General features: G+C 36.1%; 15 protein-coding genes. 7 read left to right on the forward strand and 8 right to left on the reverse strand.

Annotated features, from left to right (window positions below; all coding sequences use genetic code 11):
- The first annotated feature begins 115 nt into the window (after window positions 1-115).
- Window positions 116-685: a YitT family protein gene (locus NP781_RS24120; protein WP_257521002.1), complete on the forward strand. Its 570-nt coding sequence runs from the start codon at window positions 116-118 to the stop codon at window positions 683-685.
- Between the two features lie 33 nt (window positions 686-718).
- Here the strand turns inward: NP781_RS24120 and NP781_RS24125 are convergent, their stop codons facing one another.
- The 4 genes from NP781_RS24125 to NP781_RS24140 form a co-directional block, all read right to left on the reverse strand.
- Entirely contained in the window at window positions 719-1,615 is an 897-nt protein-coding gene (locus NP781_RS24125) for a DMT family transporter (protein ID WP_221683362.1), read from the reverse strand.
- A 104-nt stretch (window positions 1,616-1,719) separates the two neighbouring features.
- A complete protein-coding gene (locus NP781_RS24130) occupies window positions 1,720-2,880 on the reverse strand; it encodes a PucR family transcriptional regulator (RefSeq protein ID WP_257521003.1) in 1,161 nt (386 codons plus the stop codon).
- Between the two features lie 161 nt (window positions 2,881-3,041).
- Window positions 3,042-4,460: an amidase gene (locus NP781_RS24135; protein WP_257521004.1), complete on the reverse strand. Its 1,419-nt coding sequence runs from the start codon at window positions 4,458-4,460 to the stop codon at window positions 3,042-3,044.
- Window positions 4,450-4,635 (reverse strand): hypothetical protein, encoded by a 186-nt coding sequence (locus NP781_RS24140; protein ID WP_009373346.1) that lies wholly within the window; start codon window positions 4,633-4,635, stop codon window positions 4,450-4,452. Before NP781_RS24140 ends, NP781_RS24135 begins: the two co-directional genes overlap by 11 nt.
- A gap of 296 nt (window positions 4,636-4,931) precedes the next feature.
- Between NP781_RS24140 and NP781_RS24145 the strand changes: the two genes are divergently transcribed.
- From NP781_RS24145 to NP781_RS24155, 3 genes are all read left to right on the forward strand, one after another.
- Window positions 4,932-5,813 (forward strand): EAL domain-containing protein, encoded by an 882-nt coding sequence (locus NP781_RS24145; protein ID WP_004227704.1) that lies wholly within the window; start codon window positions 4,932-4,934, stop codon window positions 5,811-5,813.
- On the forward strand, window positions 5,791-6,741 hold the full coding sequence (locus tag NP781_RS24150) for a GGDEF domain-containing protein (protein ID WP_257521005.1): 951 nt from the start codon (window positions 5,791-5,793) through the stop codon (window positions 6,739-6,741). Before NP781_RS24145 ends, NP781_RS24150 begins: the two co-directional genes overlap by 23 nt.
- Window positions 6,742-7,161: 420 nt before the next feature.
- Entirely contained in the window at window positions 7,162-8,556 is a 1,395-nt protein-coding gene (locus NP781_RS24155) for an L-cystine transporter (protein ID WP_004227708.1), read from the forward strand.
- 41 nt (window positions 8,557-8,597) lie between these two features.
- Here NP781_RS24155 and NP781_RS24160 read toward each other — a convergent pair whose 3' ends face one another.
- The 3 genes from NP781_RS24160 to NP781_RS24170 form a co-directional block, all read right to left on the reverse strand.
- Complete coding sequence (locus tag NP781_RS24160) at window positions 8,598-8,912, reverse strand: hypothetical protein (RefSeq protein ID WP_004227712.1); 315 nt, start codon at window positions 8,910-8,912, stop codon at window positions 8,598-8,600.
- A gap of 100 nt (window positions 8,913-9,012) precedes the next feature.
- A complete protein-coding gene (locus tag NP781_RS24165; RefSeq protein WP_257521006.1) occupies window positions 9,013-9,567 on the reverse strand; it encodes an SLOG family protein in 555 nt (184 codons plus the stop codon).
- Between the two features lie 207 nt (window positions 9,568-9,774).
- Window positions 9,775-10,920, reverse strand: a complete 1,146-nt coding sequence (locus NP781_RS24170; protein ID WP_257521007.1) for a DUF418 domain-containing protein — start codon at window positions 10,918-10,920, stop codon at window positions 9,775-9,777.
- Window positions 10,921-11,023: 103 nt separating this feature from the next.
- Between NP781_RS24170 and NP781_RS24175 the strand changes: the two genes are divergently transcribed.
- Together NP781_RS24175 and NP781_RS24180 are read left to right on the forward strand one after the other, a co-directional pair.
- Window positions 11,024-11,725 (forward strand): response regulator transcription factor, encoded by a 702-nt coding sequence (locus NP781_RS24175; RefSeq protein WP_257521008.1) that lies wholly within the window; start codon window positions 11,024-11,026, stop codon window positions 11,723-11,725.
- Window positions 11,722-13,365 carry a sensor histidine kinase gene (locus NP781_RS24180; protein WP_202342935.1) on the forward strand — a complete coding sequence of 548 codons (1,644 nt, stop codon included), beginning with the start codon at window positions 11,722-11,724 and terminating at the stop codon, window positions 13,363-13,365. Before NP781_RS24175 ends, NP781_RS24180 begins: the two co-directional genes overlap by 4 nt.
- Before the next feature lie 106 nt (window positions 13,366-13,471).
- Here NP781_RS24180 and NP781_RS24185 read toward each other — a convergent pair whose 3' ends face one another.
- Window positions 13,472-14,383: a TetR/AcrR family transcriptional regulator gene (locus NP781_RS24185; RefSeq protein WP_009373341.1), complete on the reverse strand. Its 912-nt coding sequence runs from the start codon at window positions 14,381-14,383 to the stop codon at window positions 13,472-13,474.
- 157 nt (window positions 14,384-14,540) lie between these two features.
- On the opposite strand from NP781_RS24185, the gene NP781_RS24190 reads away from it, so the two are divergent.
- Window positions 14,541-16,055 carry a DHA2 family efflux MFS transporter permease subunit gene (locus tag NP781_RS24190; RefSeq protein ID WP_221683372.1) on the forward strand — a complete coding sequence of 505 codons (1,515 nt, stop codon included), beginning with the start codon at window positions 14,541-14,543 and terminating at the stop codon, window positions 16,053-16,055.
- Window positions 16,056-16,171: the final 116 nt, after the last annotated feature.

A 16,171-nucleotide genomic window follows, 5' to 3' on the forward strand; every position in this document is an offset into this window, starting at 1 on the left:
AGAAATTTAGCAAATGTACTCGATAAAAATGGCTAGTCATCTAAGGTTATTTCATAACATGTTCAATAACCTATTTTCATACTATAAGACATGCATAGACACGGAGGGGGGTTGTATGTATTTCTTTACAAAAAGTCTTGTCATTATAATAGGAAGTATTTCATTGTCGTTAGGAATAAACTTATTTTTAACGCCCTATGAAATTTTAGATGGGGGAGTAGTAGGGTTAGCGCTAATATTACATTATTTATATAAGCTCCAAATAGGTTTAATGATTATTATCATTAGTATTCCGATTTTTATTATTGCGTGGTTTAAATATAAAACCTATTTTTACAATAGTATACATGGCTTAATAACGTCTTCCTTCATTATCGATTTTTTAAAGCCTGTCCGCAATCTTGTGCAAATTGATGCGCTCTACAGTGCCATTCTTGGAGGAATACTTGTAGGCTTTGGTATTGGTCTAATGCTGCGTTTTCAGACAAGCACAGGGGGGACTGACTTGATAGCACAATTTATCTGTGATAAAACGGGTATCAATGTTGGGGTATTGATATTTTTTATTGATTCCATCGTGATTGTTATAGGCGGCTTCCTCCTATCCACCTCGACCTTGCTATTATCTATAATTACAGTGCTAGTTGTGGGGATTACGACAAGCATTATTACTAGTCGAGTTTAATAAACATAAAAAAAGTTCCAGTATAAACTGAAACTATTTGGGGGTCTGATTATCGAGTGCTTTCATTAGCTTCTTTTTTGGATGTGCGGGTTTCACTTCGGCAATTAGTATAGCTAGTAAAATAAGTACGGCACCAACGACCATACGGCTTGTTAGCATTTCATGCAAGAAGATAACGGATAAAACCATGCCGAAAAAAGATTCAGTTGATAGTATAATCGCAGCTTTTGTGGCAGTTGTATATTGATTGGCCACATTCTGGAAAAGATAAGCTATGGTCGTAGAAAAAATCCCTAAATAAACAAGAGAGTAAATTGCCTCTTTTTCAAGTGACGTAGGAATTTCACCTTGGCTAATGACAACTAGAACACCTATAAAGGAAGCTGTGAGAAACTGAATAATAGTTAGAGCAATGGCATCTTCCTTTTGAACAAAAAGGTTAGTACAAAAGATATCAAAGGCAAAAGCAACAGCACAAGCTAATGATAGGGCATCACCTATATTCATTGTCAAGGAGCCTTGTAATGATAAAAAGCCAATGCCCACAATCGCCATTATCGAACCAATGATTTCGTAGCCATCGATACGACGTTTATAAACGGCATATGCTATTAAAGGAACAATAATGACATTTACTGCGGTTAAAAAGGCATTTTTAGAAGGTGTTGTATACTGCAGTCCGACTGTTTGAAGGGCAAACGCTATATACAAAATCGTACCTAATAAAGCTCCCTTCCAAATTACTGATTTCGAAGCCTTTTTTAATCGGGCGCCAAATAAAACGGTTAATATGATTGAAGCTACTAAAAATCTGCCAGCCATTACTTGATAAGCTGTTAAATATTCTAGAGCAATGGCCGTTACAACAAATCCACTGCCCCACACGATTGCAGTAACTAGTAACATGCCATCAGCTATGTAAGTTTTCATGTTTTTCTTCCTCCTAACTTCAATAGAATAGCATAAGAGAGAAGAAAAGAATTTGATTTTATTTCTAAATATTCAGGCGTTTTTTTGTACTTATTCCAAAGCGATTAGTCATTGTTCATTTTGCTATGTAATAAGTACAATTTAACGGCTGCAGCTAGGCGTTCATAAAAAACATAATCATTATCTATGGGTGCTACTAGCTGACGTATTTTAGCCATACGATAGCGAATTGTATTTGGATGACAGAATTGTGCTACAGCAACTTCCTTAATATTTCCTTTTTTAATGATGTAGGTTATGGCGGTTTCCATTAAGTCTGGATCAGCCTTATCATCAAGTAGAGGGGCTAAAAAGGAGGTAACAAAGTCCATAGCGAATGTTGTATCTTTACGGTATAACTCGATTAATAAACAATCGGACGCGAGATTCTTATAATGACAGCTAGGAAGCGTATCGATTTCAGCAAAAATATTGGCAAAAAAAGCTTCGCGTAATGCCATTGGGAATCCAGTCTGGGTATCATTACAACTGCTATAGCCGAAAGTGATGGTATCAGTGGGTATGGCGTATAATGCTAGCCATTCATGTAAAACCCTTTCAAATTGAAATTTCTGAGATGGATGTGTCATGATGACAAATAGACTTTTTTTATAAGAACAAATCATACCCGATTTTAATAGCGGCTCCAACGAGTAAAAGGGCAGCATCCAGCTCTGATGGATTGTGTCATCAGCTCGTAAATTTGCTATAAATACATATTTTTCAAAGGGCTTATTGAGCTGTTGTAAAATGGATTTAATTTGCTCCTGTGTCACATCTTCCTCCATTAGCCTTCGTAAAATCGTTTCGATAAAATAGGAATAATCCTGTGTCTTAGCGTAAGCCATTGTTTCTAAAATGATTTTCTCAAAAAACTCATCTCCACCAAAGCGTAATATAGGGAAATTATGCTGCTCTGCATACGACAAAACTTCTTTCGGTAATTCCTTAAAAATAACAGGCTTATAAGCTAAAGCACTCGCCCCAAGCTCAATTAGATTTTTAACAGCATTGAATAAATACTCAGGCTTTTGTTTAGCAAATAATAAACTACTTAACACAACACTGTTGGGGGTAAAGATGGTATCTCTGACATGGTGGATGTCAGGTGAAAATTCAAAGTCTAATATTTCTACATTTTGAACAGCTTTATGTAAGCCGTTGTGACCAGCAATAACAGTGAAGTCTTTTGTAATAGGTAGTTGTAAAAATTTCTCTACATTCATGTGTGGATCATTGCCTTTCCTGTAGTAAGCTTCTTGCTTCTATTATAAAATTACTTGTACATAAAAAACCATTTTTATAAATGCTAGCAGGTTTCTCCCGCAAAAAAATCTGCTCATTCAGCGGTATACCGTGAATTGAGCAGATTTCCAGTGCTTAACGTCTAGATATTAACAAAAATATTTGGTTTTCTAGTTCTCTGTGGATTTGCTTGCTCAACAGCATATCCTACATTTAAAATGCGTCCTTCTTTAAAGGCTGGTCCAATAATTTGTAGACCTATTGGTAAGTTTCCTTTAAAGCCGCAAGGAACTGAGAGGGCAGGTAAGCCTGTTAAGTTACTAGGGCCTGTAAAGCGGATAATATTATCAATTAAATCTACTTTTTGACCGTTTAACTCTGCAAAATCATCCCCAATAGTACTAGCTACAACAGGTAGGGTAGGGGAAATGAGCACATCTACCTTATTAAAAATCTCTGTAAACTCCTGCTTTATTTGACGACGTACCTGCTGAGCCTGCAAGTAATCGACTGCAGAAGGCAATTCACCAAGCTCAAATAGCAGACGAATATCGTCACCAAAGTCTTGTGGTCTCTTTTGTAAATCTGAATGGTGTATAGCTGCTGCCTCTGAAAGAGACGTCACAAGCTCTGCCCATTCTGCATATTGTAGGGAAGGAATACGCACCACTTCCACTTTAGCGCCTTGATCCACTAAGCTTTGAATACTTGCTCTAACAGCCTTCTCTACATCAATATCAACATTATTAAAGAAGTACTCTTCATTGATACCAATCACTAGATCCTTGATATTGCCAGTAAGCTGCTTCTCATAGTTGTCTATTGGAATATCAATGCAGGTAGGGTCTCGATGATCAAAACCAGCGATAACTTCGAGCAAGCCCGCTGCATCCTTAACGGTCTTTGTCATCGGGCCAATATGGTCTAAGCTCCATGCTAGCGGGTAGCAGCCGTATTTACTTACACGACCGTGTGTAGGTTTTAAACCTACAATGCCGCAAGCAGAGGATGGAATTCGAATAGAGCCTGCTGTATCTGTCCCTAGTGAAGCAACACTTGCTCCAGCTGCAACAGCCGCACCAGAGCCTCCACTTGAACCACCAGGAATTTTATCTAAATCCCATGGGTTACGGACAGGGCCGTAATGAGGGTTGTTATTGGTAATTCCCCAAGCATATTCATGCATGCTTAATTTTCCAGTGAAAATAACACCAGCGTCACGAAGCTTTTCAACTACTGTCGCATCATAATCAGAAACGAAGTCCTTATGAATTTTTGAGGACATCGTTGTTATTTTATCTTTAAAATACAAGTTGTCCTTTAAGGCCATAGGTATTCCATGATACATACCCTTATAATGGCCTTGGAGAATCTCCTGTTCAACTTCTTTTGCCCTTGCTAAAGCTTCTTCCCGATAAAAAGCCATATAGGAATTGATTTTAGGCTGACTTTCCTCAGCAAAATCTAAAATAGCCTTCGTTAATTCCACGGGAGATAGCGTCTTTGATGCAAGTAAAGGTGCCAATTCTTCAACAGATTTTAAATGTAAATCAGTTGTCAATGTGATCACCTCCAGGAATACTACGTACAGCGATGTCCGCATCATCAATCGCAATACCTTCTAAATTGCTGCGAAGTGACTGCATACCTTCCCAGCGTGTTTTTAATAGTTCAAGGTGTTCAGGTTTCGGTGTAATTCCTTTGTTCTCCAATAACTGTTGAATAGACAAGCTCATTAACAGGATCCTCCCTTGAATAATTTTTATCTAAATAGGTTTCCCTATTAAGACCGATACAGTAAAAACACAAAAAAATATAATAGGTAATATAAACCTATTATTACAATCATACACTAATATTATTTTATATCAAATAAATTATTTGTAATTGTCTTAATATTAAGAAATATTGACTAGGAAAGAGTTTTGTTAAAACCTATTGCTAGAACTGGCTCTTTTTACATTCGATTCACAGTCTATTTACAATCAAAGCGTACAATGAACCATAATAACCAAATTGAAGAGGTGCAAGAATGGAGTCTGCAGTGGGACAAAGTATAAAAACAAGTAATATATTTTCTTTTTTTAAATATTTATATGGGCAGCATCAAAGCAGTTCGTTATATATGAAACGTTTAAAGGCATTGAAACAAATTATTCAGCATAACGATTTACATACATACTTTCAACCTATTGTAGATTTACAGTCAAAGCAAACAATAGGATTTGAAGCATTAAATCGACCATTACCCTCAACATTATTTAACAGTGTGGATCAGTTTTATGAGTTTGTAGGACAAACAGATTGTGTTTTTTTATTTGAATGTTTTTGTAGAAATCTTTCCTTGCAACGTTTCAAGGAACGTTTACACAAAGACTTGGTGAATAAAAACTTTTTAGTGTTCCTTAATATACATCCGAATGTTTTATTAGATAAAAAATATCACAGTGGCGAAACGTTACAATTATTGAAGGAGCTTGGTATTAAGCCTCAGCAAGTGGTTTTTGAACTGACTGAGCGGAGTGCGGTAATAGATTTTATGGAGTTTGAACGTGTATTATCGCATTATCGATCACAGGGCTATCGCATTGCCGTAGATGATGTGGGATCGGGCTATAATAGTTTAAAAACGCTCATCTATTTAAAGCCAGAATTTATTAAGCTAGACCGTTCATTAATTCAATTCATAGACCAAAATAATGAACAACAGCAGCTCGTCACATTGTTAATGAAATATGCAGAACAAGCCAATACTAAAATCATCGCTGAAGGGATTGAACGACAAGAGGAGCTTGATTATCTCCATCGTATTGGCATTCATTATGCACAGGGGTATGCGATAGGAAAGCCTGCAAAGGAAATATATATGGGGAAAATAAGGGTGGGTGACCATGAAGATAGGGGAAGTCATTGAGAAAGTTCCATGTATTGATGAATTTGTGAAAAATAAAGAAGTAGATGTACTTTTTACAAGTAATCCATCGTTGCGTAGCGTTGTTGTTGTGCGTGATGAAAAACCAATTGGCCATATTACACGCACACATTTCTATCAAAAAATCGGTACTCGGTATGGCTATCATTTATTAATGGAACGTCAAAATCAGCTGATGATCAAGAAAAATCCTTTAATCGTTGATCGTAATACACCAATCACAGAGGTTAGTACATTAGCTATGGCTAGACCTCCTGAGGATTTATATGATGATGTCATCGTCACGAAAAACAATCTTTATTATGGCATGGTTAGTATTCGAGAGTTATTGTTAAAGCTTGTTGATACACAAGTAGCCATTGCAAGCTTCCTGAATCCATTAAGTAGTCTTCCTGGCAATAAATTAATCGATGACAAATTAGAGGAAGCATTACAGCTATCGCAATATAGTTTAATCTATTTTGATTTAGATCACTTTAAATCCTACAATGACACATATGGCTTTAATAAAGGCGATAAAATTTTACGGTATTTAACAGAAATACTAAAAAGACATATCTGCGGCGTAGAAGATTTTTTAGGACATATTGGTGGAGATGATTTTGTAGCTATTCTGCCGTATTACGAGGTAGAAAAGATGTGTCAAAAGATTATTGATGACTTTGATGCCAACATACTTAGTTTTTACGAGTTAGAGGATTTAGCATATGTTCAGGTAGCTAGTAGATCAGGCGAATTGGAACCTTTAACATGTACCTCCTTATCCATTGCCATAATTACGAATGAAAATCAGTATTTTGACTCTGTCGAACAATTATCCAATGCGGTAACACATGTGAAAAAACAGTGTAAAAAAATCGCTGGTAGTTGTTACCTCATTAATAAACAACAAAACTATTTTGTTCATTAGACAAATTATGCTAGATTTGTGGAACTAATATGTAAAATATATGAAAAATTAAAATTTGGTTACAAGAGGCTTAGATGGATTCAAGAAGACTACACATTTGGCAACCTGTCACTTGCTTAGAAAAAGCCTGAATTTTAGAAAAATGCTTAAAAGGCTGCCCCTACACTGTTAAAAACTAACAGTATAGGGGCAGTTAATCATTTGTCACCAAATGTAGTGCAATTGATTAAACTAGCTATACAATTACACTCTTTCCTTTGTCGGAGGATGATTGTTACGCCATTATTCGGGGTATAATTCTTAGCAAGAAAGCATTCTTTTATAGGAATTTATTAATCTTAATAAAACATACTTGAATTATAGGGATTATGGGTATATAATTCGATTACATTATTATAAAACATCTTAGGAGGCATTCCATTGTCGAATTTACAAATCATTCTTAACGTAGCAGTGTTACTTGTGTTCGTTGGAATTTTATATGTTATGAATAAAAAGCACGTGAAGTTTTCTAATCGTGTTTTTGCCGGTTTAGGCTTAGGGATTGTACTTGGTCTTGGACTTCATTTTATTTATGGTCTCGATTCTGAAGTATTAGCCAAAACAACATCTTGGTACAATATTATCGGTACTGGGTATGTGAAACTGCTGCAAATGGTAGCAATGCCATTAGTATTTATCTCCATTTTAATTGCATTTACTAAAATGAAGATTGGTAAAAATTTCGGAAAAATGGCAGCACTTATTTTAGCCATTTTAATCGGTACAACAGCCGTTTCGGCAGCTGTAGGTATTCTTTCTGCAACAGTCTTTGATTTAGATGCAACACAAATTTTACAAGGTGATGCTGAAACTGCACGTGGTCAATACCTTGAAGAAAAAACAACGGGCTTAGCGGCTCCTGATTTACCAACACAAATTATTGAGTTATTCCCAGCAAATCCGTTCCTTGATTTAACTGGTGCTCGTTCTACTTCAACGATTGCGGTTGTAATTTTCTCAGCATTCCTAGGTTTTGCTTATTTACGTGTGGCACGTAAGGATGAGGGAACTGCAGCTACAATTAAAAAAGGCTTAGATGCCATCTATGCCCTTGTAATGGGTGTTGTAACAATTGTATTACGCTTAACGCCATACGGAATTCTAGCGATTATGGCTCGTACTGTCGCAACATCTGATTTTGGAGCGATCTACAATTTAGGTAAGTTTGTCATTGCTTCTTATGTAGCGCTATTTATTGTTTTAATCGTACACTTATTAATCATTACATTAAGTGGTTTAAATCCATTTACGTATTTGAAAAAATCGGCAGAAACATTATTATTCGCCTTTACATCACGTTCTAGTGCCGGTACTTTACCGATGAATATTAAAACGCAAACAGGTCGCCTTGGGGTATCTGAGGGGATTGCAAACTTCTCAGGCTCATTCGGATTATCAATCGGGCAAAATGGTTGTGCAGGTGTGTATCCTGCGATGTTAGCCATTATGATTGCACCAACAGTCGGCATTAATCCACTTGACCCTGTGTTTATTATTACAGTTATCGCAGTAGTAGCGGTTAGCTCGTTTGGTGTAGCAGGTGTTGGGGGTGGTGCAACATTTGCAGCTATCCTTGTATTATCAGCACTTGATTTACCAATTGCTCTAGCAGGTGTATTAATCTCTGTTGAGCCTTTAATTGATATGGGTCGTACAGCGTTAAATGTAAGTGGTTCAATGACTGCTGGTGTTACAACAGCGCGTATTACTAAAGAATTAGATACAGAAATGTATAATAATAAAGAATTAGGTGCTCAAGTAGCAGACCTATAAGATCGAAGAAGCCCCGTTAAAATTTTAACGGGGCTTCAGCTTTATACGATTTTCACATAAAAATCCTTACCATTGATTAATTCAGATATCTCAATATTATAATTTTGTTTATAGTAATCATAAATATTGTAGGCTAAACCGGAGTGTCCATTCAAATAGGTTCCCTTTTTAATTTCTTTACGTGGATTATGGAAATCAAAATATAAGCGTGAATCATGACTCATTGAATTTAAAATAGCAAGAAATTCTTGTTCTTCAATATGAATTCCCCGTGTATACCGACATTCTCTACGATACGTATCATGTGACACATTTACGGGAGAAGCTTCAAGAATCATTTCAATATGTTTATTCAAATGATGACAGCTCCTTTCAAATTATAGGTAAAAACCATAAGAACAATCAGCTTTTATTACTTCTAGTATATAATTGTCAGAAAATTATATCAATATTTTTCTACCAGTTTTGCTGTTGAATTTCTTCTGCTATAAGTTGTAAGTCATAGGCAGTTACTGTTAAAAGATTATACTCATGGGACTCCATATATTTTTCTGCAAGTCGTTTGATATATTTCGGTGAACCTTCATTTTCTTCATCATAAACTAATAAGAGTCCATCTGTATTTTGGATAATAAATTTGTCCTTCTCAATAAATTGCCAAGGAGCTTCATACGGTTTTTTGGTCACGCTTGTGACAAAATCAGCTTGGGCAATTAATGCCTGATACTTTTCTTTTTTATGATCTTGCCAATTTTTCTCTTGCTCTAAAAAGGGTGTGATCACGGCGTATTTTAAATGAGGAAATTCTTTTTTTAACATTAAAATGACTTCAGCACTCCAAGTTTCTACGCCCTGCTGACCGCTGATAATAACCCATTCGAGTCCTTCATCAAGCAGTGTACGTAGGCGAGCTTCCAGTGCTTTCTTTATGATGACAATACCGGGATGTTTATCATTAAAGATACCAAGCTCATGTGGTTTATAGCCAGTAATCATAATACGCTGTAACACCAAAATACCCCCTAAGCTGTATAGTTGTAATACTAGTATACAGCAAGGGGGCAAATGAAATCGATGTTGTCTATGAAAAGGCAAATAGTGTTAAAATTACTGCTACAGCTGCACAAATGCCTAAAAACCACCATGAGTCTGTAAAGTCTTCTTTTGTGTCACTATTCATAAAAAATATTCCTTTCTAATTTGCTTGTTTGAGGGATGTTACTTTACTTGCCCAGTCCAAGACCAATTTGTCCATATTCGTAAGATTGTTTCAAAGGGACCACGTTTAAATTTCTTTAAATAGGCAAGGCTGAAAACACATTGCAAGCTATAAACAATGATTCCAAAAAGGATTCCGCCAAAGACTCCTAATTTGCCATATAAGCCAAGGCCATAGCCATAAAAAACAGTTGTACAAATGATGGTTTGTAGTAAATAATTGGTTAGTGATAGTTTGCCAACGCTCTCAAATGCAGGAGCTAGTAGTTGAACTGGACGGGTGTTATAAATGTATGCTGCGAGGCAAACATAGCCAATCGCTAATAACTGGGAGCCGCCCATTAATAAGATAGAAGAAAATGCACTTTTACTTTCTATAAAACTTAAACTTTTACATACGAGTCCTATGGGTACAAGAAGAGCACCTAGCTTATACCATTTCATTTCCTTGTTCATCTCCACGAAGGCTTGCTTTTTAGCGAGCGCCATCCCAAACAGGAATAGTGGTGCGTAGAACATAGGTGCAAAAATTAATATAATGAAAATAAATGAAGAATCCTCCATTCCTGGTACTTCAGCATTAGCTCTAAAATCAAAAATTTCTAAGTAGCTTCCGTTAGCGTAAACATCATCCGCTTGCTCGATGTATGTCTCTATCTCTTTTTGTTCTTTTTTAGATGTTTCCATAGAGCCGTATGTTAACGCCGTAGTTAATACAAATAGGATGCCAGCCCAAATATATAAAGTTTTTGGTTTACGATTAATAAATGGGATTAAAAATAACATCATACAGCCATAAGAAAATAGAATATCGCCTTCCCACAATAAAATAGAATGTAATAAGCCAAGGGCAATTAATCCTGTTGCACGACGTAAAATAGACCAGCGGCTTTTATTCTTTTTTCTGCGGATGGATTCAATTAATTTAATAAGTGAGAAGCCGAATAAAATAGTGAAGATGGGCATAAATGAGCCTTCAATCACAACTTTTACAAAATATAAAGCCCCGTTATCTAAGGTAGAAAGATTTTTTAATTCATCTTTGCCATACATCCCGAATTGGAAGATTAGCAAATTTGCCATTAAGATGCCAAATAAACTAAATCCACGCATTGTATCAATGAAAGTAACACGATTAGTTGTCATTGCGTTTTATCTCCTTAATTGGTTATCTTATACATATAATAAATAGGGAAGCTTATGGTGAAATAATGACTACCTTAAAGTAATCTTAAAAGTAGGTGAGGAAATGCAGGAAGCATCAATTTTAGTGTTAGAGGATGAACGTGCCATTGCTGAAATGATTGAAATCATTTTAAGAAAAGAAGGAATTAACAATATTACCTTATGTAATACAATTGAAGAAGCAAAAGATGAAATGAATACTAAAACATTTGACTTTTATCTATTAGATATCATGCTACCAGATGGAAGTGGGCTGGATATGGCGAATAGTATTCGAGAAAAAAGTGATGCCCCTATTTTTTATTTAACCGCAAAAAGTAGTGATGCAGATAAGCTTCGTGGTTTTATGAATGGTGCAGATGATTATATTACAAAACCGTTTAACCCCTTAGAGCTTGTAGCAAGAGTAAAAGTGCAGCTAGTCCGTTATATGAAGAAAAAAAGTGTACCAGAAAATCACATATTTACTTGCAGACGTTTTACATTTGACAGTGATGCAGCAGAAATCGAGGTAGATGGTGTAAAGGAAATAATCAGTGGTCGGTTGTTTCATTTATTAAAATATTTATGTGACAATGCAGGGCAAGTGTTATCAAAAGAGCAAATATACGAACGTGTATGGGGTGATTGCTTATTTGATGATAATACAGTGATGGTACATATAAGAAAGCTGCGAGAAAAAATAGAAAAAAATCCTGGAAAGCCGACATGCATTATTACTGTCAGAGGCATTGGCTATAAGCTTGTTGGGGACATTTCTTCATGAAGCCAGCTGGAAAATTAACACTCCGTTTTGTTTCGTATTTCATCATATTCTATCTATTGATCATTTCAGGTTTTATTATAAGCTTGGTGTTTTTTGCCATTTTTATCAATGACCGTGTTGGTGACAACATTCATGTGATGAGCTCCTTTGAAATCGAAGATGATGCAGTTGTAGAGAAAGGGAAGACAGTTAAAATTGCTGATTATTTAGTGAAGAGAGCTGAAGAAAATGTTGGACAGCTGTATTTATTTGATCCAACCATGACGATTGTTGATTATACAGGAGATACCTGTGGTCTATGTGGAAAGTCAGATAGTGAAATATTGGCATTGCAGCAACCAGGCATGCATACATGGGAATTGCCGAATTACTACTTATTATTTCTTCCGACTACTCCTGTGCAACCACTTTTTGAGGAGGCACTTGAAAACTGGACAGCAACAGGGGACATTTCAGCTGTAACACGACAACGTCTAAAAGAAAATAAAGCTAGTGTTGAAATTTATGACGAGCAATGGAATCGGATTGAGGTCATAGGCGAACGTTATGAGAAGCTAAATAAGCCACAATTACTAGAGGAAAAATACGATATTTTCGAGCATGCGGAGTTAAAGCAAAGTACAACATTAGCCAACGATAGGACATTTGTTGTAAGAATGCCTAATCCATCGTATAAGCCATTTGAAGAGCCTTTTAATAAGGCAATGGTACTGTTTGTTTCTATCTTCTTTGGGGGACATGTTATTTTGCTGTTGGGTGTTATTTTCTTATCTATTAGTATTTCACGTCAATTCGTGCGACCACTTGTCTATGTGATATCGCGCATTGAGCGACTTACCCAATTCGATTACAGAGAGATTAGTGACAAAAAAATCCATCATAAAAAGACAGGGAAGTTGAAAAGAAAATTTAAACTGTTCCAACCTGTAGAAGAGTCACTCAATCACTTATCGGAGCGACTTGATTCAAATGAAAGGCAAATCAAGCATGCAGAGCAATTACGGGAGGAGTGGATAACAGGTTTATCGCATGATTTAAAGACCCCGTTAAGCTCAATTTACGGCTATTCAACGATGCTGGCATCGGAGGATTATGAGTGGACAAAGGAAGAGATGCGTATTTTTGCAACAACCATGCAGGAAAAGGCAACCTATATGGATGCACTGATTCAGGATTTGACATATACGTATCAATTAAAAAATAAAGCCATACAGCTAGATAAAGTGGTACTGCCGCTAGCAACATGGCTACCACAATTTGCAGACGAACAGGTGTGTGTGAAGGTGTATGGTGATGTGTTGTTACAAGCAGATGAGCTTTTACTCAAGCGAATAATGGATAATTTAATTACTAACGCGAAAAAATATACACCTGAAGGAACGAAGGTAATTGTGGAAGCACAACATACTGGTAAAGAAGTGATGCTTACCATTGCTGATCAAGGACCAGGTATTCCTCAGGAGGAGCTCGATAATCTATTCGAACGCTATTATCGAGGTACGAATACAACAGACGATATTACAGGAACAGGGCTAGGACTAGCCATTACGAAGCAGCTCATTGATTTACACAATGGCACAATTAGTGTTCGTTCAGGTCAAAATGGGACAATCTTTGTGCTAAAATTTCAATGTCATTAAGGTGAATCACTGTGTTTTCTTAATACTGGACAAAAGTCTGTCATAGAACTTAATTTCATTCAACAGAGTAAAGAGGTATCAAAGTATTCATTTGATACCTCGTTTTTTATTTATTTTTCGTACAGCGTTCAGCGGGCTGTTCAATTTTTACGTAACGCCATAAGTTATTGGCGATGTCACGGGCTTCTGCGATATGTTCAGTGCCGACGAAAGCCTTACGAAAAGGTGTTAGAAGTGATTCGATGATAAAAAGCTTTGGTTTTTCTTTCTGCAATTCTTCTAATAAGAATTGTGCATACTCCAAACCTTCCATTGTTTCATTATTTGATAATCCCTTTGTAAATCCTTGTAGTTGTTCAATAACCATTTCTTTTGTAACGGTTTTATAGTTCACGACATTTTGAATGGTATTAATCATTTCAACACTTACGATAATCTCTTTCGACTCAAGCATAGTGGGTATAATTACGCTAATATTGCGCAATGCTACACGTACAATAGCTTCTCGATTGATATATTTATAATCGGCAATAAAGACAGCGCGTAGAGTGAGGTTAATCATTCCAAGTGTTTGAACTGCACATTCATAGCTAATAGGGCTAATCTCTTCTCCAAAGACTTGTACTAGACGATTGGCGAGCCATTCTAGTTCTTGTAAATGGTAATTAATAATAATTTTTTTTAGTTCTTTATCTCTTGATTGGAAGATGGATTCGAATATCTGTACTAAATTATGTTCACGATTGACATACATGAGAACAGCGACTTGCTGCGTCAATACCTCTAAATCTGTAGGGTCTTTGCCATAAATGAGCTCATGGCGACGATTACTAGCTTCTTCACGACCTTCATCTAAAATGGCGATTAAGCATTCATTTTTCGAAGTAAAATGATTATAAAATGTACCTTTAGAGATTTTAGCTGCATTGATGATGTCATTAATCGATGTATCTAGAAAGCCTTTTTCAATAAAAAGTTCACGTGCTGCTGTTATAATTTGTCTTTTTCTTTTGTTCATAACCTCACCTTTTTTATAATATTATACTCTTATTCTACACTTGAAACGCTTATATATCAACGTTTATAAAAAATATAAACTTATTTGTTGAAAAAAGTAGACTACGAGTATAAAATAAGTTTTATCGTAAAACACAAGAAAGAATTGAGGGATATAAATGAATAGTGAGCAAACAATGAAAAAGCCCCCTTATGGCATGATAGCTATTCTATTTGTGGGTGCTTTTGTTGCTTTTCTAAATAACACATTGTTGAATGTGGCATTACCAACAATCATGAAAGATTTTGGGATCACCTATTCAAAAGTACAATGGTTAGCAACAGGGTATATGCTTGTGAGCGGTATTTTAGTGCCTGCTTCAGCATTTTTTGTGACACGCTTTAAAAATAGGCATTTATTTATTACAGCGATGTCTATCTTTACAATTGGTACAATTATGGCAGGTTTCGCTCCTAATTTTGGCGTGCTGTTAGCAGGTCGTATGGTGCAAGCAGCAGGAGCTTCTAGTATGTCACCACTTTTAATGAACGTTATGCTAACAAGTTTCCCGAAAGAAAAGCGTGGAGCAGCAATGGGGATCTTTGGTTTAGTTATGATTATGGCGCCAGCAATTGGTCCTACATTATCAGGGTATATTGTGGAACATCATGATTGGCGTATGCTTTTCCAAATGATTATTCCATTTGCTTTAATTAGTTTATTATTTGGCGTTTGGAAACTAAGAAACGTGATGGAGACACGTGAAGTTCACTTAGATTTCCTTTCAGTACTTTTATCAACAGTTGCATTTGGTGGTATTTTATACGGCTTTAGTACAGCAGGGGATAAAGGTTGGTCAAGTCCGTGGGTATATGGCACGATTACAATCGGTTTCATTGCTTTAATTATTTTCGTTGTTAAACAGCTGAAAATGGATGAGCCATTATTGGAATTACGTATATATAAATACCCAATGTTTGCTTTAGGGTCAGTTATCTCAGTTATTGTCTCTATGGCAATGTTCTCAGGGATGATTTTAACACCAGCATATGTACAGTCTATTCGTGGTATCGAACCATTTGAAGCAGGCTTGATGATGCTTCCAGGGGCACTTGTCATGGGGATTATGTCACCAATCACTGGTAAGCTTTTCGATAAATTTGGTCCACGTGTGTTGGCCATTATTGGATTAACGATTACAACAATCGCAACATTCGGTTTAACAAAGCTAGAAATTGATTCAAGCTACACATTTATCGTATCGATGTACACAATCCGTATGTTCGGTATGTCTATGGTCATGATGCCTATTATGACAAACGGTTTAAACCAACTACCACAAATGATGAATCCACATGGTACAGCTATTAACAACACATTACAGCAGGTATCAGGAGCAATTGGTAGTGCAATTTTAGTTACATTCATGAATAATCGTACAAAAGCCAAAGCTGAGGAATTAATTGTCGAGGCAAAAGCAAATGCGGCACAAGCAGGTGCAGCACCTACAGCAGAGCAAATGCAACAAATGCAAGATCAAATTATGCAAACGGCCTTATTAGATGGTATTACACACTCATTCTTAATTGCCGCTGGTATAACAGTAATTGCAGTCGTGCTTGCATTCTTCTTAAAACGCGTAAAAATTGAAAGCGCAGCAGCGTCAATGGATTTAAAAAAACCAACTAAATAAACAAGTATCCCTAGCCAGTAAGTAAAAATTTACTAGCTAGGGATTTTTTTTATTGAGCCCAAATGAAAAAAAATTTTAGGATTGGAGTTATTTTTCATCATTTTATTTTATATGAT

It is taken from the genome of Lysinibacillus sp. FN11, from assembly GCF_024628845.1.
Lineage (GTDB): Bacteria > Bacillota > Bacilli > Bacillales_A > Planococcaceae > Lysinibacillus > Lysinibacillus capsici.